General features: G+C 64.7%; 24 protein-coding genes. 9 read left to right on the top strand and 15 right to left on the bottom strand.

Annotated elements, in window-relative coordinates:
- Positions 1–4: 4 nt before the first annotated feature.
- The gene (locus QMZ05_RS05280) at positions 5–1,174 is read right to left on the bottom strand and encodes an acyl-CoA dehydrogenase family protein (RefSeq protein ID WP_353699821.1); all 1,170 of its coding nucleotides are present in this window, start codon (positions 1,172–1,174) and stop codon (positions 5–7) included.
- Positions 1,175–1,326: 152 nt separating this feature from the next.
- On the opposite strand from QMZ05_RS05280, the gene QMZ05_RS05275 reads away from it, so the two are divergent.
- Positions 1,327–2,250: a LysR substrate-binding domain-containing protein gene (locus QMZ05_RS05275; protein WP_353699820.1), complete on the top strand. Its 924-nt coding sequence runs from the start codon at positions 1,327–1,329 to the stop codon at positions 2,248–2,250.
- Between the two features lie 164 nt (positions 2,251–2,414).
- Here the strand turns inward: QMZ05_RS05275 and QMZ05_RS05270 are convergent, their stop codons facing one another.
- From QMZ05_RS05270 to QMZ05_RS05255, 4 genes are all read right to left on the bottom strand, one after another.
- Complete coding sequence (locus tag QMZ05_RS05270; protein ID WP_353699819.1) at positions 2,415–3,008, bottom strand: thiamine pyrophosphate-dependent enzyme; 594 nt, start codon at positions 3,006–3,008, stop codon at positions 2,415–2,417.
- Entirely contained in the window at positions 3,008–3,568 is a 561-nt protein-coding gene (locus QMZ05_RS05265; RefSeq protein ID WP_353699818.1) for a thiamine pyrophosphate-binding protein, read from the bottom strand. Before QMZ05_RS05265 ends, QMZ05_RS05270 begins: the two co-directional genes overlap by 1 nt.
- A 267-nt stretch (positions 3,569–3,835) precedes the next feature.
- Positions 3,836–4,639: an isocitrate lyase/phosphoenolpyruvate mutase family protein gene (locus QMZ05_RS05260; RefSeq protein WP_353699817.1), complete on the bottom strand. Its 804-nt coding sequence runs from the start codon at positions 4,637–4,639 to the stop codon at positions 3,836–3,838.
- 68 nt (positions 4,640–4,707) lie between these two features.
- On the bottom strand, positions 4,708–5,607 hold the full coding sequence (locus QMZ05_RS05255; RefSeq protein ID WP_353699816.1) for an alpha/beta hydrolase: 900 nt from the start codon (positions 5,605–5,607) through the stop codon (positions 4,708–4,710).
- Positions 5,608–5,714: 107 nt separating this feature from the next.
- Here QMZ05_RS05255 and QMZ05_RS05250 point away from each other — a divergent pair, with 107 nt between their 5' ends.
- Positions 5,715–6,221 (top strand): MarR family transcriptional regulator, encoded by a 507-nt coding sequence (locus QMZ05_RS05250; protein WP_353699815.1) that lies wholly within the window; start codon positions 5,715–5,717, stop codon positions 6,219–6,221.
- A gap of 37 nt (positions 6,222–6,258) precedes the next feature.
- Here QMZ05_RS05250 and QMZ05_RS05245 read toward each other — a convergent pair whose 3' ends face one another.
- The 5 genes from QMZ05_RS05245 to QMZ05_RS05225 form a co-directional block, all read right to left on the bottom strand.
- On the bottom strand, positions 6,259–6,897 hold the full coding sequence (locus QMZ05_RS05245; protein WP_353699814.1) for a VOC family protein: 639 nt from the start codon (positions 6,895–6,897) through the stop codon (positions 6,259–6,261).
- A 10-nt stretch (positions 6,898–6,907) separates the two neighbouring features.
- Positions 6,908–8,749, bottom strand: coding sequence for a methyltransferase domain-containing protein (locus QMZ05_RS05240; RefSeq protein ID WP_353699813.1), 1,842 nt, complete (start codon positions 8,747–8,749; stop codon positions 6,908–6,910).
- 71 nt (positions 8,750–8,820) lie between these two features.
- The gene (locus tag QMZ05_RS05235; protein ID WP_353699812.1) at positions 8,821–10,095 is read right to left on the bottom strand and encodes a cytochrome P450; all 1,275 of its coding nucleotides are present in this window, start codon (positions 10,093–10,095) and stop codon (positions 8,821–8,823) included.
- Between the two features lie 196 nt (positions 10,096–10,291).
- Complete coding sequence (locus QMZ05_RS05230) at positions 10,292–11,563, bottom strand: cytochrome P450 (protein WP_353699811.1); 1,272 nt, start codon at positions 11,561–11,563, stop codon at positions 10,292–10,294.
- A 241-nt stretch (positions 11,564–11,804) separates the two neighbouring features.
- Entirely contained in the window at positions 11,805–12,251 is a 447-nt protein-coding gene (locus tag QMZ05_RS05225) for a hypothetical protein (protein WP_353699810.1), read from the bottom strand.
- Positions 12,252–12,471: 220 nt separating this feature from the next.
- Between QMZ05_RS05225 and QMZ05_RS05220 the strand changes: the two genes are divergently transcribed.
- The 3 genes from QMZ05_RS05220 to QMZ05_RS05210 are packed head-to-tail and all read left to right on the top strand — an operon-like array spanning position 12,472 to position 15,008.
- Positions 12,472–13,620 (top strand): DUF898 family protein, encoded by a 1,149-nt coding sequence (locus QMZ05_RS05220; RefSeq protein ID WP_353699849.1) that lies wholly within the window; start codon positions 12,472–12,474, stop codon positions 13,618–13,620.
- A 4-nt stretch (positions 13,621–13,624) separates the two neighbouring features.
- Complete coding sequence (locus tag QMZ05_RS05215; protein WP_353699809.1) at positions 13,625–14,743, top strand: M48 family metallopeptidase; 1,119 nt, start codon at positions 13,625–13,627, stop codon at positions 14,741–14,743.
- 31 nt (positions 14,744–14,774) lie between these two features.
- A complete protein-coding gene (locus QMZ05_RS05210; RefSeq protein WP_353699808.1) occupies positions 14,775–15,008 on the top strand; it encodes a hypothetical protein in 234 nt (77 codons plus the stop codon).
- A 141-nt stretch (positions 15,009–15,149) separates the two neighbouring features.
- On the opposite strand, the gene QMZ05_RS05205 is transcribed toward QMZ05_RS05210, so the two are convergent.
- Positions 15,150–16,298, bottom strand: a complete 1,149-nt coding sequence (locus QMZ05_RS05205; RefSeq protein WP_353699807.1) for an ABC transporter substrate-binding protein — start codon at positions 16,296–16,298, stop codon at positions 15,150–15,152.
- A 399-nt stretch (positions 16,299–16,697) separates the two neighbouring features.
- Between QMZ05_RS05205 and QMZ05_RS05200 the strand changes: the two genes are divergently transcribed.
- A complete protein-coding gene (locus QMZ05_RS05200; protein WP_353699806.1) occupies positions 16,698–16,910 on the top strand; it encodes a hypothetical protein in 213 nt (70 codons plus the stop codon).
- Positions 16,911–17,008: 98 nt separating this feature from the next.
- Entirely contained in the window at positions 17,009–17,518 is a 510-nt protein-coding gene (locus QMZ05_RS05195; protein WP_353699805.1) for a lipocalin-like domain-containing protein, read from the top strand.
- A gap of 96 nt (positions 17,519–17,614) precedes the next feature.
- Here the strand turns inward: QMZ05_RS05195 and QMZ05_RS05190 are convergent, their stop codons facing one another.
- From QMZ05_RS05190 to QMZ05_RS05175, 4 genes are all read right to left on the bottom strand, one after another.
- On the bottom strand, positions 17,615–18,610 hold the full coding sequence (locus tag QMZ05_RS05190) for a LysR family transcriptional regulator (protein ID WP_353699804.1): 996 nt from the start codon (positions 18,608–18,610) through the stop codon (positions 17,615–17,617).
- An 87-nt stretch (positions 18,611–18,697) separates the two neighbouring features.
- Complete coding sequence (locus QMZ05_RS05185; protein ID WP_353699803.1) at positions 18,698–19,729, bottom strand: MerR family transcriptional regulator; 1,032 nt, start codon at positions 19,727–19,729, stop codon at positions 18,698–18,700.
- Between the two features lie 1,048 nt (positions 19,730–20,777).
- Positions 20,778–21,575 carry a DUF2927 domain-containing protein gene (locus QMZ05_RS05180; protein WP_353699848.1) on the bottom strand — a complete coding sequence of 266 codons (798 nt, stop codon included), beginning with the start codon at positions 21,573–21,575 and terminating at the stop codon, positions 20,778–20,780.
- Positions 21,576–21,668: 93 nt separating this feature from the next.
- Complete coding sequence (locus tag QMZ05_RS05175; protein ID WP_353699802.1) at positions 21,669–22,241, bottom strand: L,D-transpeptidase; 573 nt, start codon at positions 22,239–22,241, stop codon at positions 21,669–21,671.
- 225 nt (positions 22,242–22,466) lie between these two features.
- Between QMZ05_RS05175 and QMZ05_RS05170 the strand changes: the two genes are divergently transcribed.
- Both QMZ05_RS05170 and QMZ05_RS05165 read left to right on the top strand, forming a co-directional pair.
- Positions 22,467–24,014, top strand: coding sequence for an acetolactate synthase large subunit (locus tag QMZ05_RS05170; RefSeq protein WP_353699801.1), 1,548 nt, complete (start codon positions 22,467–22,469; stop codon positions 24,012–24,014).
- Positions 24,015–24,306: 292 nt separating this feature from the next.
- On the top strand, positions 24,307–24,843 hold the full coding sequence (locus QMZ05_RS05165) for a hypothetical protein (protein ID WP_353699800.1): 537 nt from the start codon (positions 24,307–24,309) through the stop codon (positions 24,841–24,843).
- Positions 24,844–25,195 lie beyond the last annotated feature (352 nt).

The raw sequence follows: 25,195 nt of genomic DNA, 5'->3' as shown, positions 1-25,195 counted from the left end.
GAACTCAGTAGGAGCGGGGCATGCCGAGCACGTGCTCGGCGACGAAGGAGAGGATCAGGTTGGTCGAGATCGGCGCCACCTGGTAGAGCCGGGTCTCGCGGAACTTGCGCTCGACGTCGTATTCCTCGGCGAAGCCGAAGCCGCCATGGGTCTGCACGCAGGCATTGGCGGCTTCCCAGGATGCATCCGCCGCCAGCATCTTGGCCATGTTGGCCTCGGCGCCGCAATCGAGCCCGGCCTCGTATTTGCGGGTGGCTTCCTTCACCATCAATTCCGCCGCGCGCATCGAGGCGTAGGCCTTGGCGATCGGGAACTGGATGCCCTGGTTCTGGCCGATCGGCCGGCCGAACACGCTGCGTTCCTTGGCGTAGTTGGTTGCCTTGGCGATGAACCACTTGGCATCGCCGACGCACTCGGCCGCGATCAGGATGCGCTCGGCGTTCATGCCTGAGAGGATGTAGCGGAAACCCTTGCCTTCCTCGCCGATCAGATTCTCCGCCGGCACCTTCATGTCGGTGAAGAACACTTCGGTCGTCGCGTGGTTCATCATGGTGCGGATCGGGCGGATCTCCAGCCCCTTGCCCTTCACCTCGCGCATGTCGACGATGAACACCGACAGCCCGTCGGTGCGCTTCTTCGACTGCTCCTTCGGCGTGGTGCGCGCCAGCAGCACCATCAGGTCGGAATATTCAGCGCGGCTGGTCCAGATCTTCTGGCCGTTGACGACGTAATGGTCGCCCTCGCGCCGCGCGAAGGTTTTTAGCGACGACGTGTCGGTGCCGCTGGTCGGCTCGGTGACGCCGAACGCCTGCAGCCGCAACTCGCCGGTCGCGACCTTCGGCAGATATTTCGCCTTCTGCGCGTCGTTGCCATGCCGCAGCACGGTGCCCATCGTGTACATCTGGGCGTGGCAGCCGCCGCCATTGCAGCCGGCGCGCTGGATCTCTTCCAGGATCGCCGCTGCCGCCGACAGCTTCAGGCCGGCGCCGCCATACTCCTCGGGAATCAGCACCGAGAGATAGCCGGCCTCCGTCAGCGCATCGACGAACTCCTTCGGATAGGCCATCTGGCGGTCCAGCTTGCGCCAGTATTCGCCGGGAAACTGCGCGCAGAGTTTTGCCACGGCGTCGCGGATGTCTGAGTGGTCGTCGGTGTGCTGATCGTGTGTGGTCATTGTTTCGTCTTGCCGAGCGGTTGCGCCAGGGCGTTTTCAAGCGAAACGGAATTCGGTTCGCGTGAGGAAAACGCCCGCTGTTGTAGGGCCCCGGTAAACTCCCTATGCTGTTTTGTTATAGCGTATGAACCTGCCTTCCAGGATTGGCAAGTATGGATTTCCGCCAGCTTAGGACCTTTGCGTGCGTCGCGGAACTCGGCAGTCTGAGCAAGGCATCCGATACCTTGCGAGTCGCGCAGCCGGCGCTGAGCCGGCAGATCAAGCTGTTGGAACACGAGCTGCGCACCGAATTGTTCACGCGCAACGGCCGCGGCATGGTGCTGACCGATGCCGGCCGGCTGCTGCTGGCGCGCACCGGCGGTATCGTCCGGCAGATCGACCAGATCCGCGACGACATCCAGTCCGCGGGCGGCGCGCCGTCCGGGCGCGTCGTGCTCGGGCTGGTGCCGACGGTGAGCTGCGTGATCTCGGCGCGGCTGGCGCGGCGCACGGTGGAGCGTTATCCCGGCATCTCGCTGTGCATCGTCGAAAGCTACAGCGGCCATCTGATCGAGTGGCTGCATCGCGGCGAGATGGACCTTGCGGTGATCTACGGCCCGTCGGTCGACCTGCATCTGGCGGTGCAGAGCCTCGGCCGCGACTCGATCGTCGCGGTCGGCCCGCGCGGCAGCGGGCTGAAGCAGAAGAAGCAGGTCGATATCGGCTGGCTGCTGCGCCAGCGCCTGGTGCTGCCCAGTCATTCGCACGGGCTCCGCGCCATGATCGAGCATGCGGCGGCGAATAAGAAGGTCACGCTCGACGTCAAGCTGGAGGCGGATTCGTTCCGGGTGCTGACCAGCCTGGTCGAGGAGGGGCTCGGATACACCATGCTGCCGCCATCCTCGGTGCGCGGCGAGGTCGCGGAGGGCCGGCTCGAAACCGCGCCGATCGCACGTCCGGCGCCGCGGCGCGAGCTGACGCTGGCTTCGCCGGTCGAGCATCCCGGCTCCAACGCGATCACGCTGATCGCAAGATTGCTGCGCGACGAGGTCGCCGCGTGCCGCGCCGAAGGGCTCTGGGATATCCAGCTCGCCTGAGTGCGGCTGCACTCATTTCCGTCATTGCGAGCCACCCGGTCGGCGCGTAGCGCCGCCGGATGACAGGCTCCGCGAAGCAATCCATTCCTCCACACGCGCGGAAAGATGGATTGCTTCGTCGCTATCGCTCCTCGCAATGACGGTGGTGGATACATTATCCGCTTTCAGTTCACCTTGAAGCCGAGATGGCCGCGGAAGCGGTTCTTGAGGTACGTGCCGTCGCGCGGCGGCAGCGCGCGCTCGACTTCGCCGGCCGCGATCCTGATCCGCGCCAGCCGCGGGCCGCCGTTGAGATCGCGCAGGCTGTTGCGGAAATTCTCGACGCCGGCCATGTCGGCGATATCGGAGACATTGCCGATGCCCGCGCCGCTCGCGATCACCTCGAGCTTCGCCCCTAAGCCGGAGTGGCTGGGCTGCATGCCGGTCTCACCGAAATGGCCGTTGTCGAGCACTGCGATCGAGAGATTGCCGGGTTGCTTGGTCGCGATGGTCAGGAGGCTGCCGATCCCCATCAGCTGCTCGCCGTCGCCGGTGACGACCAGCACCGGGCGCTTCGGCTGTGCCAGCGCGAGGCCGAGCCCGACCATCGCGGCGCCGCCCATCGCGCCCCAGAGATAGAAGTTGCCGGGATGCTCGCCGGCATCGAACACGTCGTAAGAGGAAGAGCCAAGCCCGGAGATCACGAGCAACTCGCCGCGGTCGGCAAGCAGCGCCTTCACGGCGGCGCGGCGATCGAGAGTGCCTGTTGGCGCTGACATCAATGCGTCTCCCTGGTCCACTTCTTGCGGCCGATCATCCGCTGCGAGATCAGCACCGCGACCTGCTGGTCGCCGTCATAGGCGAGCGAGGCGGCGGCCGAGATCACCTCCTCGGCGTCGTCGGGGTTCTCGAGCCGCAGCACTGTGGTGCCCATGATCTCGAAGGCCTGCGGCGTCGCCCGGCCCATCGGGATCTGCCAGGGATTGAACTCGGCCCATTCGCCGCGCATCGTCACCAAGGTCAGCAGCGGGAAGCGGCAGCTCGCCATCAGCGACAGCATGTTGACGCAATTGCCGACGCCGCTCGATTGCATCAGCAGCACCGCGCGATCGCCGCCGAGCCAGGCGCCGGCGGCCATCGCCACGCCCTCTTCCTCGGTCGTCAAAACGGTGGTCTTGATGTCGGCATCGGCGTGCGACAGCTTGATCAGCCTGGAATGTCCTGCATCTGGAACATAGGACACTTGCGCCACGCCAAAGCTCTTCAGCGTGCGGTAGATCGCAACCGGCCAGTCGGTGCTGGTCGCGCTGTCCTGGTGAACGGCAATCTGGTCCATCATGGCCTCGGCTAGGGGACGCGCAGTGGCGCAGTCCTCACACCGGGAGGCTTAGCGGGTGGGGGAGCTCAAATCCCGTCGCATCTGTTTCGCGCAGCTATGCCAGAATTGTATATCCCGTCATTGCGAGCCAACGGGTCGCGCGAAATGCGCGCCCGATGACAGGCTCCGCGAAGCAATCCATCTCTCCTCGCGCGCGGAGGGATGGATTGCTTCGTCGCTTCGCTCCTCGCAATGACGGGGAAGCAGCGCGGCCGGCGATCTGCGAATTCAGGCATTCGGCTGCAGGAACGTGCCGTATTGCTTGCTGGCCGCGACCGCTGCGGCGGCCTGTCCGATGACGCGCATCGCCGCCATCATGGGCCAGGGCCCGAGGCTGATCCTGCGCACGCCGGCACGGGCGAGATCGCCGATTTCGGGCACCCCCTGCGTCACCATGATGTTGACCGGCAGGGGCGTCAGTTGCACGAACCGCTCGATCAGCGCGAGGTCGATCAGTCCAGGCACGAAAATTCCATCGGCGCCGGCATCGGCATAGACCTGCGCGCGCCTTCCCGCCTCATCCAGGCATTGCTCCGGCGAGCCGAACTTCAGCAGAAACGGATCGGTGCGCGCATTGATGAAAAGATCAATTCCGAGCTTTTGTGCCGTGGCCCGCACCGCCTTGATCTTCGCGGCATGCTGCGCGGGATCGACGAGCTGCCGTTTTCCGCCAACAAGCCCGTCCTCGAGATTGATGCCGATGGCGCCGGCTTTCAGGATCCTCGCCACCGAATGCGCGGCGGCCTCCGCCGTATCGCCATAGCCTGCCTCCAGATCGATCGATACTGGAACCGGGACGGCGTCGGTCATCCGCGAGACCAGACCTTCCACCATGTCGAGCGGGGCATTTTCTCCGTCGGCATAGCCGAGCGCGGCCGCGACCGCGCCGCTGCTGGTCGCGACCGCCGGCGAGCTCTTCGCGATGGCCTTGGCGGTGGCGACGTCCCAGGCGTTGAACAGGACGAGCGGATCGCCCTGCTTGTGCAGACTGCGAAACGTTTCGGCGTGGTGTTGCTGTGTCGTGGCGTCCATTGCGCGCACTCCTGTTCAAATGTGAAAAACGCTTTGGTTGGCACGGCCGCTGGTTGCGGCGCGCCTGCTCAGTCGGCGGCGTGCGTCGTGAACCAGTCCATGATCAGACTGGTGACCTCGGCCTCCCGCTCGAGGTGCGGGAAGTGCCCGACATCGGGCAGGACAACGCGCTGATGTGGCCCCTTGAAGAGCGGCTCTTCCTGCATCGAATACCGCGCTGTCGGATCGTTGCCGCCATAGATCGTCAGCGTCGGCGTATGCATGTCCTTGATCGGCAGCCGGCCCGCAACTCCCGCATCGACCAGGCCGTTGTAGTATTTCAGCGCCGCCTTCATGGTACCGGGAGAGCTGAGCGTCTGCTTGACCGAGCGGAGATGCTCGTCGTTCTCAAGGGTCGGCGACCACAGCTTCCAAAGGTAGTCGACGAAGGGAAGTCCCTCGATGTTGACCGCCGAGTGAGCGCCGGGCACCGTAAAGAAATAGACATGGAAGACCGATCGAACGGCATCGGGATCGCTCCTGAGGCTCGGGATTGTGATCGGGTGCGCGGTGTTCATGACCACCGCCGCCTTGATCGACGACGGCGCCGTGGCCAGCGCCTGGAAGGTCGATGTGCCGCCCCAATCCATGCCGACGACGCAAGCCTGTCCGTCGTCGCTCAGCGCCGCGATCAGCGCTTCGAGATCCTGGCCCAGTGCGATCGGATCGAAGATGCCGTCGGCCGGAATCTCGGTCGGCGCATAGCCGCGCAGGAACGGCGCGACCGCGCGATATCCGGCATCCGCGAAGGCCTGCAGTTGCTTTCGGTATGACCAGGCGTTGTCGGGAAAGCCGTGCATGAACATGACCAGCGGTCCGCTGCCCTGTTCGAGATAGGCAAACCGCACGCCGTTGGCCTGCACATATTTCAGGGCGGGTTCGCTGCCTGCGGTTTCAGGCGTTGCCAGTGCGCTGCTTCGGGTCGTCATCGCCGCTCTCCATTTTTGGTCGTTGTTGCTCTCCCGGTTAAATATGTGCGCAGCGCACATATCAGGTCAAGTTGTTTTTTGTGCGCAGCGCACATATTGTTGACCGCATGGAAAACGGAATCGCCAATCTGCTGGGCGCGCTATCGCTCGCCGTCATGGATCGCATCGAGCAGGGCGCGCGCGAAGTCGTCGGCCGCGGCGGCGAGACGCCTGCGGCGCTGATCGTCATCGGCTATGGCCAGGGCATGACCAACGACAAGCTGAGGCGGATCCTCGGCCTGTCGCATTCCGGAACGGTCCGGCTGGTCGATCGCCTGGTGTCGGATCGGCTGGTCGAGCGCCGGGCAGGAAAGGACGGCCGCGAGGTCGCCTTGCACCTGACGCCGTCAGGCACTGCATCTCGCAACGAGCTGCTGGCGTCGCGGATATCGGCCGTCACGTCGCTGCTGGATGTGCTGACATCGGCCGAACGGAAGCAGCTCGCAACGCTGATCCGCGAGCTGCTGGCAAGGCAGGACACCTCCGAGATGGATCGCTTCACGATCTGCCGGATGTGCGACGACCGGGTCTGCACCAATTGCCCCTTGCCGACCAACAAAGGCCAGCACGGCTGACGCCCCACAGCATCGCGGTCGTTCAGCGGCGATGGAGTTACGAAAGCACCCGCAAGCGACCTTGCGTTTCTATCTCGGCTCGATAGCGAAGATCGCGACCCCGCACGATCGTTGGCGGACGGTCGATATCCAGCGCCCGGTAAAGCTCCGAGATCGACGTTGCGTCGGGATGCTGAAGCGAGAACGACATGAGCCGCGCACCGAGGTCGGCAATGTTGGCCATGGAGCGCTCCCTGCCACGCCTGTCGATGAGGGAGGGGGCCGCGCCGTCGAGAGGAAGGGAGCCGTCTTCAGGAATGGCGAAATCAAAGGAGGAGTTCGTCCACGGCAAAGCGATCTTCCTTCCGAAAATGTTCCCCCAACTTGCGAGCACTTCGTCCATCGCATCCGTCCGCGCGACCCATCCTCTCAGACGGCGGCCTGCGTCCCAGTCGGTTGCAATGTTCCTGCTATCGTCCAGCCCAAACCATCGCGCTCGAAGCGGAGGTTGAGCATCGGGGTCCACGGCAACGATCTCCAGATAAACTGTACCGCCCAATCGAAGGAGGTGATTATGGGTCCCCATGTACTCGTGGCGCTGTCCAAAGCTGACATCGAGATCAAGGCATGCTCGGACATGTGTGACGCCTTCTGCCAGGGTAGGCGCGATGACAGTCAGATGATCCAGCTTCAACATGGCCTTGCCGTCAGTGCGCGCGTTTCTGCGCCGTGAAGACGTACATGTCCCAGAACGTCTCGGGGTGATCGATCTCGAAGCGATGCCACTGCTCGAGGTTGCTCTCGTCGGCCGCGCCCGCAAACTGCTTGCGAAATTTTTCCAGCACCGCCGGATCGTCGAACGGCTCGAATCCCCCGAACGTCAGGCCATGTTCGTTCAGGAATGCCGCGATCTCCGGAATCGTGAGGCGATGTTCCATGACGTTGAACAGCAGGTCGCGGCAACCGCTCATGCTGTAGAAATCCTTGGCGCCGATCAGCGGTCTCCATTGCTCGGCTTCGCGGAAAATCTCCTGCCGGCACCGCCTGATGTCGTTGGCGGTAGCGCGATAGTTGCGCGCTGCGATGCGGGCGCGCGCTTCCACAATGACGCGGCGCGCCAGCTCGCTGTACAGGCCGATGCGCATCGTGCCGCCCGGCCGCAGCAGCGAGACCAGCACGCGCCAGCCGGCGAAGGGCTCGGCGAGATGATGCAGCACGCCGACCGACTCGATGCTGTCGAAGCTGCGGCCGATCGAGCCCAACTCCAGGATGTCTGCCTGCGCATAGTCGATGTTGCGCAAGCCCAGCTCGCGCGTCTTGCGGCGCGCATAGGCGAGGCTGGTCATGCTGATGTCGACCGCGAGCAGGCGTGCATTCGGATAGACCTGCGCGATCTGGATCGCGTGCGAGCCGGTGCCGCAACCGGCGATCAGGATATCCCGTTCGGCTTGCTGTTCCGCGGTCGCGACCGTCTTTCCCCGCGCCCGATCGGCGACAAATGCCGTCAGCGGGTTCACGGTCCAGCGCGGATAGGGATTTTCCTCGTACTGGCGCATCACCTCGACCGATACGTCGTTCTTGATCGAGGTGAGCGTTGCAATGGCGCGGCGCTCTTCCATCTCTTCGCGCGGCTCGCGAAGCTGCGCCCGCAACAGGCCGGCTGTGGCCGCAGGCCAGTCCCGGCGCAGCAGCGCGTCCGCCGCCGGCAGGGCATGAAGCGGAAAGTAAGCCGCGACGACAGCGAGCGTGAGCGGCGTGATCGCCGCGCCCGATGCCAGGCCCTGCAGCAATCGTTCGCGCAGCGCGCCCGCGCGTTCGGCTTCCGCCTCGGTCTGTGCGAGGACATATTCGTTGATGAAGCATTGCCGGGCGAGCGCGCATGCAAAGCCAATAATGTCATCGTCGGCTTCATGCTGCTCCTGCTCGCTCGCGAGTCGCAGCAGTTCCGCCCGTGCATGTCCGAGCAGCAGTTCGAGCCGCATGCTCGCCAGCGTCGTCGCTTCCATCGCGCAGCGCAGGAACAGGTCGCCGATAAGCGGGGCCAAGCTTTCGGTGCCGAACAATTCGGCGTTCGTCACCGGTAGCGGCCACTTGCCGGCAATCCGCTGGACATAGCGGGTGACGGTCGGGCTCTGCAGGATGAAGCCGACGGCCTTCGCGTCCATGCCGAGCGCGAGCGCCTTGCTGAAATGCGCGGCGGCTTTGCCGCGATTACCCAGTGCCTGGTATGAATTGCCGGCATTGTAGTGGCAGGCGGCATTCACCTCGTCCGCAGCGATTGCCTTCGCGAAGGTTTTCACGGCTGCCCGATGATCGCCGGATGCCTGCGCCATCAGGCCGAGCAGGTTCAGGCTCTGCACATGGGCAGGCTCGCGCGCAAGAATGTCCCGGCAGATCTGCTGCGCCTCGTTGAAGCGGCGCGTCCCGTAGAAGCGGCTGGCCTCGGCGGCGAGGTCGGCAATGCTGACGCCCGCGGAGCCGAGAGCAGATGTGTTCTTGCCGGACGCGTCCCGCTGCTTACCGGCCGCGCGCCGTTCTTTTCGGTTCATGGTTCGTCAACTGGCCAGTCTGCAAGACGCGGCAAGACATAGGGCCGATCGCAATTGCAGCCAAGGATTATTCAGCCCGGGATCCGAACCGGCAGGTTCTCGATGCCGCGGACGAAGCTGGAATAGACCCGCTTCGGCTCGCCGACCACCTCGATGCGGTCGAAGCGCTTCAGCATCTCCTGCCAGACGATCTTGAGCTGCAACTCGGCGAGCCGCATGCCGACGCAGCGGTGGATGCCGAAGCCGAACGACAGGTGGATGCGCGGCCGGGCGCGATCGATGATGAATTCGTCGGGACGGTCGATCACCTCGTCGTCGCGGTTGCCGGAGACGTACCACATCACGACGCGGTCGCCCTTCCTGATCGTCTTGCCGCCGATCTCGGTGTCGACAAGCGCGGTGCGCCGCATATGCGCCAGCGGCGTCTGCCAGCGGATCACCTCCGGCACCATGGTGTCGATCAGCTCGGGGTTCTCTTTCAGTTCCTGGAACTGGTCCGGATGCTCGTGCAGCGCCAGCACCGAGCCGCTCATGGTGTTGCGGGTGGTGTCGTTGCCGCCGACGATCAGCAGGATGATGTTGCCCATCAGATTGTCGGGATCCATGTGCCGCGTGGCGTCGCTATGCGCCATCATCGACAGCAGATCGTTGCGCGGGGCCGAGTTGACGCGCTCGTTCCAGAGCTTGGAGAAGTAGGCGTAGCACTCGTCCATCTCCTGCCGGCGCTGTTCCGGCGAGTCGACAATGCCGCTCTTCGGCAGCGCGGTGGAGACGTCGGACCAGCGCGTCAGCTTGCGCCGCTCTTCCCAGGGGAAGTCGAACAGCGTCGCCAGCATCTGGGTGGTCAGTTCGATGGAGACGCGCTCGACGAAATTGAAGGTCTCGTTGCGCGGCAGATTGTCGAGCACGCTGGCCGAGCGCTGGCGGATCAGCTTCGCCAGTTCATCCAGGTGGGTCGGCGTGAACATCGGCGACACGGTCTTGCGCTGATGGGCGTGCTTGGGCTGGTCCATCGCGATGAAGCTCGGATAGTCGTAGCCGGGCGGCACGTCGCGGATCGAGATGCCGCCGAGCGTGGAATCCGAGGAGAAGATGCCGTGGCTGGTGTCGACATGCATGATGTCGTTGTACTTCACCACAGACCAATAGGGCTCGATCGGCGCATTGGTGCAGTAGTGTACCGGCTCTTCCTTGCGCAGCCGCTCGAACCACGGCCACAGCGTGTCGTTCTGGAATAGCCGCGGCGCGCCGGGATGGAAATCCTTCAATGGCGTCGCATAGGCTTCCTCGCGCGCCTGGCGCTTTAGCTCGGCCCGGTCGGCACGGATGGCGGTCTGGACGTTCATCTTCATTGGCTCCGGCGGCGGTTCCTACCTCTCCCGCTTGCGGGGGAGGTCGCTGCGCTCGAAGAGCGCGGCGGGTGGGGGCTTTCTCCACTCAGAGACTGTTTCTGCGGTGGCACCCCACCCCAGCCCTCCCCCGCAAGCGGGAGAGGGAGCACAGTCCCGTCGTGGTCGTACTTCAATTTCATTTCGCCAAACGTCAGGCGGCAATGCGCACGGGCAGCGTCTCGTAGCCCTTGATGAAGCTGGAATACACCCGCTGCGGCTCCTCGACCACCTCGATCGTGTCGAAGCGCTTGAGGATTTCCTCCCAGATAATCTTCAGCTGCAGCTCGGCGAGGCGCAGGCCGACGCAGCGGTGGATGCCGAAGCCGAACGAGATGTGGGTGCGCGGCCGGGCGCGGTCGATCAGGAACTCGTAGGGCTTCTCGATCGCCTCTTCGTCGCGGTTGCCCGAGACGTACCACATCACGACCTTGTCGCCCTTCTTGATCTGACGGCCGCGGAATTCGAAGTCGGCAAGCGCGGTGCGCCGCATATGCGCGAGCGGCGTCTGCCAGCGGATCACCTCGGGCACGAAACTGTCGATCAGCGCCGGGTTCTCCTTGAGCTTGCGGTACTGCTCCGGATGCTTGGCGAGCGCATAGATGCTGCCGGACAGCGTGTTGCGCGTGGTGTCGTTGCCGCCGACGATCAAGAGGATCAGGTTGCCGAGGAAGTTCTTCGGATCCATGTTCCGAGTGGCGTCGCTGTGCGCCATCATCGAGAGCAGATCGCTCTTCGGCGGCTGGCCAGAGCGCTCCTTCCAGAGCCGCGCGAAATAGCCGGCGCATTCCATCAGCTCGGCCTGCCGCTCGTCCTCGGTGGCGACCAGGCCGCCGGCGCCGGGCAGGGTGGTCGCAACGTCGGACCAGCGCGTCAGCTTGCGGCGGTCCTCCCAGGGGAAGTCGAACAGCACCGCGAGCATCTGCGTCGTCAGCTCGATCGAGACCTTGTCGACCCAGTCGAACACTTCGCCGCGCGGCAAATTGTCGAGGCATTCGGTCGAGCGCTTGCGGATGTTGATGGCGAGCTCGTCGAGATGCGTCGGCGTGAACATCGGCGCCACGGTCTTGCGCTGCGCCGAATGGCGCGGCTGGTCCATCGCGATGAAGCTCTCGCGGCGCAGATCCGGCGGCACGTCACGGATGGTGATGCCGCCGAGCGAGGCGGCCGAGGAGAACACCGAATGGTTGGTCTCGATGTCCATGATGTCGTTGTAGCGGGTGATCGACCAATACGGACCGAACATCGAGTCCTTGCAATAGTGCACCGGATCCTCGCGGCGCAGCCGGTCGAAATACGGCCAGAAGGTATCGCTCTTGAACAGCTCGGGATGGCCGGGATCGTAGTCCGACAGCGCCAGCGTGTTGGCGCGTTCGCGTGCGGTGTCCAGATGGGTGGTGTCGACGAGATCGATGGTCCCGTGCATGAGCGGCTCCTCAACCGTTGCAGCAGCCGGGGCATCGCCGGCGCGCCATGTTTTACCGAATTACATTCTCATTCCGCGGTTTGCGCAAGGGGCCTCAACGCGCTTTTGGCCGCATTGATGTCAGGCCAAAGCGGCCGAATCCGGGCCTTTCGCGGTGGCAGAGGGGCATGGCGGTGACCACGCCCGTTTGAAACGCCGTTTGATTTGGTCTGATGGTGTCGTGCGATCGGTGCGGGGGCGGCTATTGGCTGGCGGGCTTTTCGCCGCCGGGTTTTTCGCTGGCGGGTTTTTCACAGGGGTAGGTGTCCTGCATGCCCCACAGCAGCAGCGACGCGATCGCCACATCGCCCTTCGCTGCCCGCTTCTCGGCTGACTTGAGCATGATCTCTTCGGTTTGCTCGGTGGTCAGTGCGAGGTCGCCGGGCATGCAGAACAGCATTTGGCCGCCATGGCGTTTGAGCCAGGCATTGGAAGCCATCATGCCGCCCCTTGCGCCGTCCAGGTACATATAATTGAAGATGCGATAGTTCTCGCTTTTCGGATTGCGGTAGGAGTCGAGGCGTATATCGGCGGCCGCGGCGGGAGCAGCCGCAAGCGCCAAAATCCACGCCGACAAGATCCACTTGTTCATCGCCATCTTCCCTCGCGTGCGGCGGCGCGTTCCTTCATCGCCTGATTCGTAAGTCATGCGATTGCCTCCCTGGGTTCGAAGCTCGCGCCCGACCGGCAATCGGGCAGGACAGACTGCGCCGTTTCCGGCAGTCCCGTTAAGGCATAGCCAACCGCGCCCGGCCAAAAACCACCCCCGGCTCTCGACCCCGTGTGAAACCTGGATCACACTCGCAGCGACAAACCTGTGGTTTTGATGCGCAGACATTGTCCCGTCCTGGAGCTGTTCCGTGAACGACATGAGCTGGACCCCGCCGGGGCCACCGCCGCCGCTGCCGCAACCGGTTCCGCCGCCGATGCCGGTGGCGTTTTCAGGCAGCCGGAAGGAGTTCTTCCGCCTGGTCGCGCGCGGCGCCGGGCTCGAACTCGTCACGGTCGGCTTCTACCGGTTCTGGCTCACCACCGACATCCGCCGTCACCTGTGGTCGAACACCCTGATCGACGGCGACGGGGCGGAATATACCGGCCGCGGCAAGGAACTCCTGATCGGCTTTTTGGTCGCGCTCGCGATCCTGGTGCCGGTCTATCTCGGCTACGCCCTGCTCGTCATCGAGGCCGAGCACGGCCAGACTTTCTCCTCGTTTCCGCTGGTCGCCTTCTTCTATGTGTTCGGTCAGTTCGCGATCTACCGCGCGCGGCGCTACCGGCTGACCCGCACGGTGTGGCGCGGCGTCCGCTTCTGGATGAGCGGCTCGGGCTGGATCTATGCGCTGAAGGCCTCGCTATGGGGCTTGCTGGTCGTGATCACGTTCGGCCTTGCGCTGCCGTGGCGCGAGGCGGCGCTCGAACGCTACAAGATGCGGCACTCCTATTACGGCGATTTGCAAGGCTCGTTCGAGGGCCGTGGCTGGGATTTCTTCAAGCGCGGCTGGTGGCTCTGGCTCCTGATGCCGTTCGCGATGGTGACGATCTTCGCCCCGTTCGCCTATGCCGCGTTCAAGGCGATCGAGTGGCGCTGGTGGCTGTCGGGCATCCGCTTCGGCGAGGTCCGGCTGGAATCCACCATGCGGCGCAGCGCGCTGATCGGCCTGTACTGGAAGGTGATCGGCTGGGCCATGCTGCTCGGCGCCGTGTTCTCGGTCTATCTCGTGCTCTGCATCTTCCTGGCGGCCAGCATCGACGGCTCCTCGATCGAGACCTTCTTCAAGACCGAGGCGTTCGCCAAGAGCATTCCGCTGATGGTCATGCTCGGCATCGGCTATCTCGCCCTTGCACTCGCGATGAACGTCGTGATGCGGGTCTATCTGATGCGCGATCTCTGGGTCCGGGTGCTGTCGACGACCATCGTGCACAACATCGGAGCCGCCGCCAACGTCACCGCGCGCGGCGATCTCGCCAATGCGCTCGGTGAAGGTTTTGCCGACGGCCTCGACGTCGCGGGATTCTAGCGTCATGGAATCCGATCTCAACCAGGCCAATTCCGCGGCGTCGCCGGTCCCGGGCGCGGTGTTCTTCGACGGCGCATCGAGCCGCCGGCGCGTCGTCGCGCTCCGACTGTCCGATGCGCTGGAGATCAGGGAAGGCGGCGAACTGCTCGCGCGCTGGGCGTTTGCCGACATCCGCCGTGCCGACAGCCCGTCCGGCCTGCTGCGGCTGAGCTGCCTGACGGCGCCGGCGTTGGCGCGGCTCGAGATCCGCGACGCGCAGCTGATCGCTGCGGTGGTCGCGCGCTGCGACAAGCTCGAGCAGGACCTGCCGAACCGCAAGGGCGTCGCCGCGATCGTCGGCTGGTCGCTCGCGGCCGCGGTGTCGATCGTGCTGGTGGTGCTGTTCGGCGTGCCGCAGGCCGCCGAGCGGTTGACGCCGCTGGTGCCTGATTCCTTCGAGCGTCGCCTCGGCGACGTCGCGGAAGCGCAGGTCAAGGTGGTGTTCGACGGCAAGCCGTGCAGCAACGCGGCCGGACAAGCGGCATTCGCGAAGCTGATCGGCAAGCTGCGGGAAACCGCGGGCCTCGACAATTCGGTGCAGTCGGGCGTGCTGGCAACGCCGGTGCCGAACGCCTTCGCGTTGCCCGGCGGCAAGGTCTATCTGTTCGAGGGGCTGCTGGAGAAGGCCGAGAGCCCCGACGAGATCGCCGGCGTCCTGGCGCATGAGCTCGGCCATCTCCGCCACCGCGACAGCATGCGCGAGCTGATCCACAATGGCGGCACCTCGTTCCTGATCGGGCTGTTGTTCGGCGACATCACCGGCTCCGGCGCGCTGATCTTCGCCTCGCGCTCGCTGGTGACGTCGTCCTATTCGCGCGACGCCGAGACCAACGCCGACACGTTCGCGATCGAAACCATGCACAAGCTCGGCCGCCCGGCGAAGCCGATGGGCGAACTGATGTTCCGCGTCACCGGCAAGGAAGGCGGCAAGGGACTCTCGCTCGTCTCCAGCCATCCGCTGACCGAGGACCGCCTCGAACGCATGGGCAAGGCGGACGCCGACACTCTGACGATCGGCAAGCCACTGCTGTCGGCCGCCGAATGGCAGGCGCTGAAGGGCGTGTGCGCATCGGGCAAGAGGTGAGGCGAGGGGATTTCGACGCTGGAGCAATCCCATGCCGCGTGATGACAGATACTGGTTTCCCGCCAAGTGCTACGGCTGGGGCTGGGGACCGCCGAACAACTGGCAGGGCTGGGCGGTTCTCGTAGGCTTCGTGGCGCTGGTCGCGGTCGGCGGCGCGATGAACCTCCCGCACGCGCCGGCTCGCTTCATCGGTTATGTGGTCGTGCTGAGCGCCCTGCTCACCGCCGCGTGCTGGTGGAAGGGCGAGCCGCCGCGCTGGCGATGAGGCGGCGACTAAAGCGCGATGAGACAAGTTGATAGCAGCCGTGCAGGCGGTACGCTCCCTCGCAAGCGGGAGAGGTGCAGCAAGTCTGCCGCGAGACCGATCCAACCTGACTACCATTCTGCTGTAGCGCGCTTTGTACGCCTACTTCACCTGCCGGAACTTGCCGCCCTCGACCTTGATCAGGAACGCGGAGCGCTCGTCGTAGCCGTTGTGATCGGTCGGGCTCATGGTCGAGAGGCCGTTGTTCAGATAGACGTCCTTGCCGCGCTCCAGTTCGTCGCGCAGCGCGGCGCGGAATTCAGCCGTGCCGGGCTTTGCGGTCTTCAATGCATTCGCGGCCGCCCGCTTGAACAGCGTGACCGCGTCCCACAGATGCGCGCCGAAGATATTCGGGCTCGAGCCGTTGGCCTTCTCGTAGGCCGACACGAACTCGTCGCGCGCCTGGCGGAACGGATCGCTCGCCGGCAGATCGTCGGCGATCGTGAAGGCCTCGCCGGTGAAGATCGCACCCTCGACATTGGCGCCGCCGAGCTTGATGAATTCCTCCGATGCGACGCCGTGGGTCTGGAAGATCTTGCCGGCATAACCTCTGCTGCGCAGCGCCTCCTGCGGCAGCACGGCCGGCGTGCCGGCGGAGGCGATGAACACCGCCTCCGGGTTGGTTGCGATCACCTTCAGCGCCTGGCCCATCGCGCTGGTGTCCGAACGCGCATAGACCTCATGCGTCGTGACGGTAATCCCGAGCGGAGGGGCGAGCCGCGACACCTCCTTGTAGTAGCCTTCGCCATAGCCGTCGGAGACGCCGATATAGCCGAGCGTCTTGATGCCGGATTTCGCGATGTATTTCAGGATCGCCGCCGCCATCAGGTCGTCGTTGGGCACCACCTTGAACGCCCAGCGGCGGCGCTCGTCCATCGGCTGCACGATCGCGGTCGCCGCCGCGAGCGAGATGATCGGCGTCTTGGCTTCGAAGGCGACGTCCAGCATCGGCATGGTCACGGGGGTGAGCGAGGAGCCGATCAGGATGTCGACGCCGTCCTGGATCACAAGGCGGCGCGCATTCTGCGTGCCCTTGGTGGGATCGGACTCGTCGTCGAGCGCGATATAGGTGACCTTCTCGCCGCCGATCTCCTTCGGCAGCGCAGCGATGGTGCGCATCTGCGGCTGGCCGAGCGCCGAGCCCGGTCCGGATCCCGACACCACGACGCCGACCTTGATGTCGGCACGCGCGTCCGGCGCAATCAGCATCGCGCTCGCGAGTACCCAGAGTCCGGCCACGGCCAGCTTCATTGCAAATCCTCCCAGCAAGTTCTTTTTTGTATGACGCGGCCGATGATAGCCGACCGGTGTCCGGGTTCGCATCATATCGATTCCGCCGGATGCGTCTGTCCCCCTGATTGGGGACACTCGATTGGGGCGCCGGATCGACCGCCGGAATTGCCGCGTTGCAAACCCGTCCTGAAACTTCGCGTTTACCACTTCCCTAAAGGCCGTGAGAACCAGTTTCCCTAATCGGGCGGCAACGACCTCCTGCTATTGATGGACGGGAAAAGGGAGTACGAACCATGTTCAGCATCGTTCGGATCCTGGTCTTGATCGCATGTGCGCATGCGGGATCCGCGTACGCGGAAATGCCGTCTAACGGCTCGCGGCCTTTGCAAGCAGTCCACGTCCACGCAGTCGATGCCGATGCGTGAACCTCATCCGATCGCGCCCGAGCACGCGCGCGCCATCTGCGACGAGATTGGCGAGAGGCTGCGCTATGCCCTGCGCGGCGATTACGCCGATCTGCCGCCGAGGCTGCGCGAACTCATGGACGAACTGTCGCTGCAGGATTGCGAGGCGCCGTCGCTGGTGCCCGCGATGGCGGACATGACGCGGCCGCTGGTCGTTGCAGCGTAGAGCATGATGAATCTAGATCGAATCCACTTCACCTTCTCTCAATCGGGTGAGGGGACGAAATTGGCCCGGCCGGCCCAATCTTCGGATAGGAGATGCCCATGACTCTGCGCGCGATTGTTGCAGCATGCTCGATGGCAGCTCTTGGAGTTCTCACGATGACATCCGACGTGCTGGGCCAAAAGCAATCTTTCAAAGAGCAACTGGTGGGGACCTGGACCCTGCTGTCCTGGGAGCAGAAGAGGGCCGACGGTGCCAGGCTCGAGCATTATGGGAAGGCTCCTAAGGGTATCGCCTTCTTTGATGCGGATGGACGGTACATCATCACGGTCATGAAGTCGGACCGCGCCAGGTATGCGAGCAATGCCCTCAGGCAGGGCACCGCTGAAGAATACAAGGAAACTGCCGAGGGCACGATAACCTACTTCGGGACCTATTCGGCGAACGAGGCCGACAGCAGCATCTCGATTCATGTCGAGGGCAGCTCCTTTCCGAACTGGAATGGCTCGGATCAAAAGCGCTTTGTCGCGATTACTGGAAATCAACTGACGCTGACTGTCCACCCTCCGGGCGGTGATGTCGTTGAAGTGATTTGGACGCGGGCAAAGTGATCGAGCCGGGTCGATCCGCTTCTGAGCCCCGAGCGGACCTGCCGTCGGTGGCCTCTGGTTCACAATCGAGACCAGGGCTTGAACGTTTCCTGCCGCCTACACGTTCTTCGCGACCTTCCGCGTCCGTGTCGGGCCGGCACCGGCGATTGCCGGCTTGATATTCCACACCGCGCGCACGCTGGCGAAGGCGTGGGCGATCACCGGCTCCTGGCGGCGGGCGGCGAGGCTGACGAAGGAGAGATCGCAGGTCAGCTTCACCTTGTCGGCGACCACGAACTGATGCGGTCGCGCCATCCGCGGCGCCAGCACGCTGTCGCGCGCGAGGCTGAGACAGAGACCGGATTCGACGAAGTCGATCATCGCCTCTTCCTGGTCGGTGTAGCCGATGCGCTTCGGCAAGGCGCCGAGCGGGCGGAATATGTCGTCGAGCAGCCGCCGGTGACCGGAATGCGGCGGTGTCGCGAGCCAGGGCAGCTCGGCGAGCTCCGCCCAGCCCTTGCCGATGACGCGGTCACGCCAGCCGATCGGCGCGATCACGCGGTAGTCGTAGCAGAGCAGCGGCGCCAGCTGGTAGCGGCCGTCGGCAATGGTTCGTTCAGCGAAGCTGTGATGGATGAGCTGCTCCTGCGGGGTGGCGTCGACATAATAGCCGACGTCGAGCTCGCCCCTGCCGATCTGCGTCAGCACGTCGTCGCTGACGCCATGGCGCAGGAAGACCTCGGTGCGTTGCGAGGACATCGCAAGGCTGCGCACGAACGGTCCGAGCCGGGTGAATTCGGGGTCGAGGATGGTGCCGACGCGCAGCGTGCCGCGCTGCGCCTCGTTCAGCGAATCCGCCATCGCCTTGAAGTCGGATGCCGCCGCCACCGCCCGGTGCGCCAGCGGCAGCAGCGCGGCGCCGGCCTCGGTGAGCGTGAAGCCGCTGGGCGTGCGGTTGAACAGCTGCAGTCCGGTGCTTTCCTCGAGCGCCTTGAGTTGCAGGCTGACCGCCGGCTGGGTCAGTTTCAGCATCGCTGCAGCGCGCGATACAGTGCCCTCACGGGCAACCGTGATGAAGCAACGCAAGGCCTGGGTACGGGGAAGCTCGGTCATCGCGTGTGCTTATAGCACACTTTTCCGAAGTGCATCCGACCTGCGTCGTGCATTGTCATGTAATGATAATACAACCAATGCGAGAAGTCAGGATGGCAGCCACGCCACCATGCCTTCGGTGCGCGCGCGCACCTCCGGCGAGGCGAGGCAGGTCGCGACCGCTTCATAGCCCGCCGCACCGGGAATCGGCCTGACGCAGATCGGCAGGCTGTGATTGGCCGGGCACAGGATGATCGCTTCGTCGTCGCCGACGGCGTCGAGGTCCAGGATCGTGCTGGAGCGCGTCAGGAAGAACAGCGGCCGTGCCTCCGGTCCACGACGGCGCAGATGCGCGATCACGGCCTCCTGGCTGGCCGCATCGAGCCCCTGCTCGAGCATGTCGATCACGGGGATCGCGCCGTCGTTGGCCTCGATAACCGCGAGCAGGGTGGTGAGCGCGGCAGAGTCCACGGCGCCATCTGCCAGCAGGACGGCAAGGCTCGCCTCGACCCGCGCCTTGTGCGCCGGGTCGGCCTCGAGCCGCGCACGAACGGCCGCGCCGCCATCGGCTGCACGGTCTAGTCCCACGAAGGTCGCGCCGGGCAGCGCTTCGGCGAGCCGCTGCGCGAGGCGCGTCTTGCCGCTGCCGAGCGGGCCGACGATGTAGTTCAGCGACTTGACGTCGCGCAGCTCGAAGCGCTCGCCGTCCCACGGCCATGGCAGATCGAATGCGACGCCGAGTGCCGGCCGCGCCCTGACCGCACCGATGAGATCGCGCGTCGCGGGCATTTTGCCGCAGCCGAGATCGGTGCGCAGCCGCCGCACCCGGGCGATGCTGTCGCCACACTGGCGGATGCGTGCTTCGAGCGTGGCCTCGTGCGCGGTCAGCACCCGGCCGAGGATGGCGGCGTCGCCGTTCAGGATCCGCGCCACTTCACCGACACTGAGGCCGAGCGCGCGCAGCTCGACGATCTCGGCGCAGCGGGCCATCTCGGCCGGACCATAGGCACGCCATCCCGCCGGCGTGCGGCCGGGCGCGACCAGGCCGCGCTCCTCGTAGAGGCGCAGCGCTTTCGCCGAGATGCCGAGCTGCCTTGCAGCTTCGGACGGGCTGAGGAAACGGGCAGCAGGAGCATTCATCGAATCACCTCGCGTCGTCTGACCGCGCCTCTATGGAGGCGGCCGCAGGGGTCAGGTCAAGCGGGGAGAGGGACATTCTTCTTTGATGGGATGGCAGGATGGGACCAATTCCTCGTCATTCCGCGGTGCGCAATTGCGCACCAACACTGTCATCGGCCGGCTCGACCGGGCGATCCAGTACGCCGCGGCCTCTCCGCTCAAGCACAACCGCCTCTGGAATACTGGATCACCCGCTTTCGCGGGTGATGACACCGCGTGTTTGACGTCTTGAATCGAGTGCATCCTCAGTGTCGTCCCGGCGAAGGCCGGGACCCATAACCACGAATGGCTATCGTTGAACGATGCTGGTACGACGAGTCTCTCCCACCACATCCGCCGCGGAGTATGGGCCCTGCTTTCGCAGGGACGACGCGTGGAGACAATCTTGTCCCCAACTACAGCTGTCATCGCCCGGCTCGACCGGGCGATCCAGTACGCCGCGGCCCCTCGATTCAACAACGACTGCCTCTGGAATACTGGATCACCCGCTTTCGCGGATGATGACACCGCGTTGGTTGGCGGCTTGAATCGAGAACCATCCTCATCGTCGTCCCGGCGAAGGCCGGGACCCATAACCCCAAATGCTGTTTGTTGCGCGACGCTGGAGCGACGAGTCCCTTCAACAACATCCGCTGCGGCGTATGGGTCCCGGCCTTCGCCGGGACGACGTGAGGAGAGAGTCTTGTCTCACCCCGGTGTCATCGCCCGGCTCGACCGGGCGATCCAGTACGCCGCGGCCCATCGATTCAACAACGACTGCCTCTGGAATACTGGATCACCCGCTTTCGCGGATGATGACACCGCGTGTTTGACGGCTTGAATCGAGAACCATCCTCAGTGTCGTCCCGGCGAAGGCCGGGACTCATAACCACCGATTGTCATTGTTGCGCGGTGTCCGAACGACGAGTCCCTCCCACAATATCCGCCGCGGAGTATGGGTCCCTGCTTTCGCAGGGACGACAGCCGTGTTTATCGCGAGCGTTCGTGGCCATTGCAGCAAGCCGCCACCTCACTCCAGATGGTTCACCTTCGCCACCCAGGCGCGGACGTCGGTGAGTACGTCGGGCAGCGCGGCCTTGACCTCCTGCACGTTCATGCCGGGCTTGATGCGGGGGTCGTAGAGCAGATTGAGCAGATATTGGTCGTAGACGTCGAAGAAGCCCATCGAGACGCTGTCGTTGAACATGGTCCACGGCACCGTTGCGGTGTCGTTGATCGGGCCGAGCGATTGCAGCAGCTCCTCATAGGCGCAGTCGAGGAAGACGAAATCGCCATTGTCGACGGTGAGGATGACGTCGGAATGCTCGATCTCGTAGCTCTCGTTCTTGCGGAAGCCGGACAGGCATTGCGGGTCGAGCGAGGAGCGGATCTCCTTGGCGCGCTCCTGCCCGTAATAGGTTGCGATCGTGCGGTAGAGTTCGCGGTCGCGCACCAGCTTGACCACGACATTGGCGGCCTCGCTGTTCTCGGTCATCGCGATGTCGAGATGCTGCACTTTGGCGCGGATGTCGGCGACGACCTTGCCGAGCTGGGCCTTGCGGTCGGCGCGGTTGCCGTCGGCAAACACGCGCACCGCCCTGTCGTATTTGCGGATGCGGTCGACCCGGCCGGCGAGATGATATTCGGCGCCGAACGCGGTCTTCAGGAAACCCTCGACGATCTCGGCGTCGGTGAACACCTTCTTCTCGCTGCGCTGGCGCGCGACGATGGCCGGCACCTCGGCGGCGGCAGGCACGGGGATATCACTGAGGCAAGCGGCGAGCGTTGCGGCGAGAAGGAGCAGGATCGAAGGGCGGTGCTGGGACATCATGACAACGCTGCCGCAAGGTGTGCGGCAGCGCAAGGCGGGATCGGCGAACTTGCCGGATGGCGGCGCCCGATTCCGTTGAAATCGTCGCGATCAGTTCTTTACGACGACGGTGGCGCCGACCGAGACCCGATTGTAGAGGTCGGTGACGTCGTCATTGGTCATGCGGAAGCAGCCTGACGAGACCGCCTGGCCGATCGTCTCCGGCTCGTTCGAGCCGTGGATGCGGTACAGCGTCGAGCCGAGATACATCGCGCGCGCGCCGAGCGGGTTCTCGATGCCGCCGTTCATGTGGCGCGGCAAATCCGGGCGGCGGTGCAGCATCTGCGACGGCGGCGTCCAGGACGGCCATTCCTTCTTCGCTGAGATGCGGTGGACACCGCTCCAGCGGAAACCGTCGCGGCCGACGCCGATGCCGTAGCGCAGCGCCTGGCCGTTCGCCAGCACCAGATAGAGCCGGCGCTCGGCGGTGTTCACCACGATGGTGCCGGGGGCGTAGTTGGTCTCGTAGTTGACGGTGGTGCGCGGGATCGGGCTCGCACCGCCGCCGCCGAAGAAGCTCGGGGCGTCGGACTGGTAGCCGCGGGAGTCGAAGAACTGGGCTTGGGCCTGGCCGGCACCCGCCAGGATCGTGAGCGCGGCAAACATCAAGGCAATCGGGCGCATGGTCGTCCCCCTCGCGAACAATCAAATATGTGCTCAGAGAGGCCACAATTGCCGGCGTTTCGCAAGCGACGAAGCTGTGACTTTATGCACTTTCGAACAACACGGTTTAAAAAGGCAACAGACCGAAGGCGATACCTGCATTGTCCGGTCAAACCTTTGACGAAGCGGATGAAGAATGGTTGATCTGGAGCGGCCACAAGAACATCTCGAAACGGGAGCGAGAGCATGAACGGTGCGGAAAGTCTGGTACGGACATTGGTCGCGGGCGGCGTGGATGTCTGTTTTACCAATCCGGGCACCTCGGAGATGCATTTCGTCGCGGCGCTGGACAAGGTCCCGGGCATGCGCTGCGTGCTCGGCCTGTTCGAAGGCGTGGTGACCGGCGCGGCCGACGGCTATTTCCGCATGAAGGGAACACCGGCCTCGACGCTGCTGCATCTCGGGCCCGGCCTCGCCAACGGCCTTGCCAATCTGCACAACGCCAAGAAGGCGCATTCCGGCATCGTCAACATCGTCGGTCAGCACGCCACCTACCACATCGGCTACAACGCGCCGCTGACATCAGATATCGAGGGCCTGGCGCGGCCGATGTCGTCCTGGGTGCGCACCTCGCCGGATGCCAAGTCGGTCGCGGCCGATGGCGCGGCGGCGATCGCCGCGGCGAAGAGCGCGCCGCCCCAGATCGCAACGCTGATCCTGCCGGCCGACACCGCCTGGAACGAGGCCGACGGCATCGCCGAGGCGCCTGTCGACACGCAGCGCCCGAGCTACTCGCCGCAGGCGGTCGACACCGCGGCGAAGATCCTGCACGGCGATGCCGCGCACACGCTGCTGCTGGTCACCGGCAGCGCGCTGACCGAGCACGGGCTGGCGCTCGCCGAGCGCATCGCCGGCAAGACCGGCTGCACCGTGATGGGCCAGACCTATCACCCGCGGATGGCGCGCGGCCGCGGCCGCTTCTCGATCAACCGCATCCCCTATGTGATCGAGCAGGCGCTGCCGATCCTGAAGAGTTTCCGTCACATTGTACTGGTCGAGGCCAACGATCCGGTGGCGTTCTTCGCCTATCCGAACAAGCCGAGCATGCTGAAGGCGGAAGGCTGCGAGGTGCATCGCATGACCGCCTGGGGCGAGAATTCGGTCGCGGCCCTCGAGGCGCTGGCCAATGCGCTGCATGCGACGGCGCAGGACGTCAAGCCGCAGCAGCATCCGGAACTGGTCAAGCCGACCGGCGCGCTCAACCACTCGACGATCGCGCAGGCGATCGCCTGTGCGATCCCCGACAACGCCATCATGGTCGATGAATCCGTCACCACCGGCCGCGGTTTCTTTCCGCCGACGGCGGGGGCTGCGCCGCATGACTGGTTGCAGAACATGGGCGGCTCGATCGGCTTCTCGACGCCGGTGGCGACCGGCGCCGCGATCGCCTGTCCGGACCGCAAGGTGATCTGCATGGTCGGCGACGGCAGCGCGATGTATACGATCCAATCGCTTTGGACGCAGGCGCGCGAAGGGCTCAACGTCGTGACCATCGTGTTCGCCAACCGCATCTACCAGATCCTGCGCGGCGAGTTCGACGGCGTCGGCGCCGGTGAGCCGGGCAAGCGGGCGCAGGACATGCTGAAGATCGATCGGCCGACGCTCGATTTCGTCGCGCTCGCGAAGGGCATGGGCGTGCCGGCGGTGGCGGTCACGTCAGCGGATGAGTTCAACAAGGCGCTGGCGAATGCCGTTGCCGAGCCGGGGCCGCAGCTGATCGAAGTGCAGATGTAGCAGGGCAGTCTTCAACGGCCGCGGTGGCGGTCTAAAGCGGGATGAATTCTTGATTGAAGCGGCTTGGTGCAGTCCCGGTCCACCTCTCCCCGCCGGGGAGAGGTCGGATTGCTCTCGGCGATGCGAAGCATCGTCCGGTGCAATCCGGGTGAGGGCTCTTGCTCTCTCGATAAACCGTCACCCCTCACCCGATTTGCTGCGCAAATCGACCTCTCCCAAGGGAGAGGTGAACTTGCGACGCCACTCCAGCTCAACCTAGTCTCATCAGGGTCCAGTCGAGTCGGAGGCGCCAATGCAGACCGAGCTGAACAAGGTGATCGCCGCCGTGCAGGAGTTTTACGCGCAGGAGACCTTCCTGCTGGAGCGCGATCTCGGCGAGCGAACGCTTACTCACCGGCTGGCGGTCTATGTCGAGCGGCAGTTCTCCGGCTGGCAGGTCGATTGCAACTATGATCGGCTCGGCGAGCGCACGCTGCGGCTGCCGCGTGGCTCGGGGAGTTCGACCGATGACCATCTCGGCAAGTCGATCTATCCCGATATCGTCGTGCATCAGCGCGACATCCCGAACAATCTCCTGGCCATCGAGCTGCGCAAGGACAGCAATCACCAGCCGCTCGAGCATGATCAGCGCAAGCTGGCCGCGCTGACCGATCCGAACGTGTGGTTTGCCTATGCAATGGGCGTGCTCGTGATCGTCGGACAGGACGGCGTGAGCTTTTCCGAAGTCTATGCCGGCGGCGCGATCGACAGCGCCACGTCGCGCTGGTTTGCCGAGCGCATCCACGAGAGCGGGCTCGCGGCACGGCACGACGATGGCGCTCAGCATTAAGCCTATCGACGATTCTCGCTGCGGATTGCGGTGATAGCCCGTTTGGATCATGCGTCGCCGCTGCACGCACGGCAGAACAGATGGTGCGGGAGGTGGAGCAATTCCTGGAGCCGGTGGTCAATTTTCAGAACGATCCGATGGCGGTGCGGATTATCGGCTCTGCGCCTGTTTCGCTCCCTCTCCCGCACTTCAATTCGCTGGCCCAGCTCCCACTGGTCCAAGCTCTCCTGTTTCAAGCCGGCGGCGCAGCTGAATGCGACGTCAAAGGCCGAGGCAGCATCCGCACCGAGACAGTAAAAAGGCCGCCTTCGGGCGGCCTTTTCCGTTTCGTCTGTCCGCGATCGCGGTGTGC

This window comes from Bradyrhizobium sp. INPA03-11B (genome assembly GCF_040446015.1).
GTDB classification, from domain to species: domain Bacteria; phylum Pseudomonadota; class Alphaproteobacteria; order Rhizobiales; family Xanthobacteraceae; genus Bradyrhizobium; species Bradyrhizobium macuxiense_A.
Note: the sequence above shows the minus strand (reverse complement) of the source record. Positions and strands in the feature narration are given on the sequence as shown.

Bases quoted from the DNA above. Each gene is read 5' to 3' on its own strand.
- QMZ05_RS05185 (WP_353699803.1), bottom strand. From the start codon at position 19,729: ATGAATGCTCCTGCTGCCCGTTTCCTCAGCCCGTCCGAAGCTGCAAGG.
- QMZ05_RS05250 (WP_353699815.1), top strand. From the start codon at position 5,715: ATGGAAAACGGAATCGCCAATCTGCTGGGCGCGCTATCGCTCGCCGTC.
- QMZ05_RS05230 (WP_353699811.1), bottom strand. From the start codon at position 11,563: ATGCACGGGACCATCGATCTCGTCGACACCACCCATCTGGACACCGCA.
- QMZ05_RS05245 (WP_353699814.1), bottom strand. From the start codon at position 6,897: ATGTTGAAGCTGGATCATCTGACTGTCATCGCGCCTACCCTGGCAGAA.
- QMZ05_RS05220 (WP_353699849.1), top strand. From the start codon at position 12,472: ATGAGCTGGACCCCGCCGGGGCCACCGCCGCCGCTGCCGCAACCGGTT.
- QMZ05_RS05195 (WP_353699805.1), top strand. From the start codon at position 17,009: ATGACTCTGCGCGCGATTGTTGCAGCATGCTCGATGGCAGCTCTTGGA.
- QMZ05_RS05260 (WP_353699817.1), bottom strand. From the start codon at position 4,639: ATGGACGCCACGACACAGCAACACCACGCCGAAACGTTTCGCAGTCTG.
- QMZ05_RS05180 (WP_353699848.1), bottom strand. From the start codon at position 21,575: ATGTCCCAGCACCGCCCTTCGATCCTGCTCCTTCTCGCCGCAACGCTC.
- QMZ05_RS05255 (WP_353699816.1), bottom strand. From the start codon at position 5,607: ATGACGACCCGAAGCAGCGCACTGGCAACGCCTGAAACCGCAGGCAGC.
- QMZ05_RS05165 (WP_353699800.1), top strand. From the start codon at position 24,307: ATGCAGACCGAGCTGAACAAGGTGATCGCCGCCGTGCAGGAGTTTTAC.
- QMZ05_RS05240 (WP_353699813.1), bottom strand. From the start codon at position 8,749: ATGAACCGAAAAGAACGGCGCGCGGCCGGTAAGCAGCGGGACGCGTCC.
- QMZ05_RS05270 (WP_353699819.1), bottom strand. From the start codon at position 3,008: ATGTCAGCGCCAACAGGCACTCTCGATCGCCGCGCCGCCGTGAAGGCG.
- QMZ05_RS05265 (WP_353699818.1), bottom strand. From the start codon at position 3,568: ATGATGGACCAGATTGCCGTTCACCAGGACAGCGCGACCAGCACCGAC.
- QMZ05_RS05205 (WP_353699807.1), bottom strand. From the start codon at position 16,298: ATGAAGCTGGCCGTGGCCGGACTCTGGGTACTCGCGAGCGCGATGCTG.
- QMZ05_RS05280 (WP_353699821.1), bottom strand. From the start codon at position 1,174: ATGACCACACACGATCAGCACACCGACGACCACTCAGACATCCGCGAC.
- QMZ05_RS05200 (WP_353699806.1), top strand. From the start codon at position 16,698: ATGCGTGAACCTCATCCGATCGCGCCCGAGCACGCGCGCGCCATCTGC.
- QMZ05_RS05275 (WP_353699820.1), top strand. From the start codon at position 1,327: ATGGATTTCCGCCAGCTTAGGACCTTTGCGTGCGTCGCGGAACTCGGC.
- QMZ05_RS05190 (WP_353699804.1), bottom strand. From the start codon at position 18,610: ATGACCGAGCTTCCCCGTACCCAGGCCTTGCGTTGCTTCATCACGGTT.
- QMZ05_RS05210 (WP_353699808.1), top strand. From the start codon at position 14,775: ATGCCGCGTGATGACAGATACTGGTTTCCCGCCAAGTGCTACGGCTGG.
- QMZ05_RS05215 (WP_353699809.1), top strand. From the start codon at position 13,625: ATGGAATCCGATCTCAACCAGGCCAATTCCGCGGCGTCGCCGGTCCCG.
- QMZ05_RS05175 (WP_353699802.1), bottom strand. From the start codon at position 22,241: ATGCGCCCGATTGCCTTGATGTTTGCCGCGCTCACGATCCTGGCGGGT.
- QMZ05_RS05225 (WP_353699810.1), bottom strand. From the start codon at position 12,251: ATGACTTACGAATCAGGCGATGAAGGAACGCGCCGCCGCACGCGAGGG.
- QMZ05_RS05170 (WP_353699801.1), top strand. From the start codon at position 22,467: ATGAACGGTGCGGAAAGTCTGGTACGGACATTGGTCGCGGGCGGCGTG.
- QMZ05_RS05235 (WP_353699812.1), bottom strand. From the start codon at position 10,095: ATGAACGTCCAGACCGCCATCCGTGCCGACCGGGCCGAGCTAAAGCGC.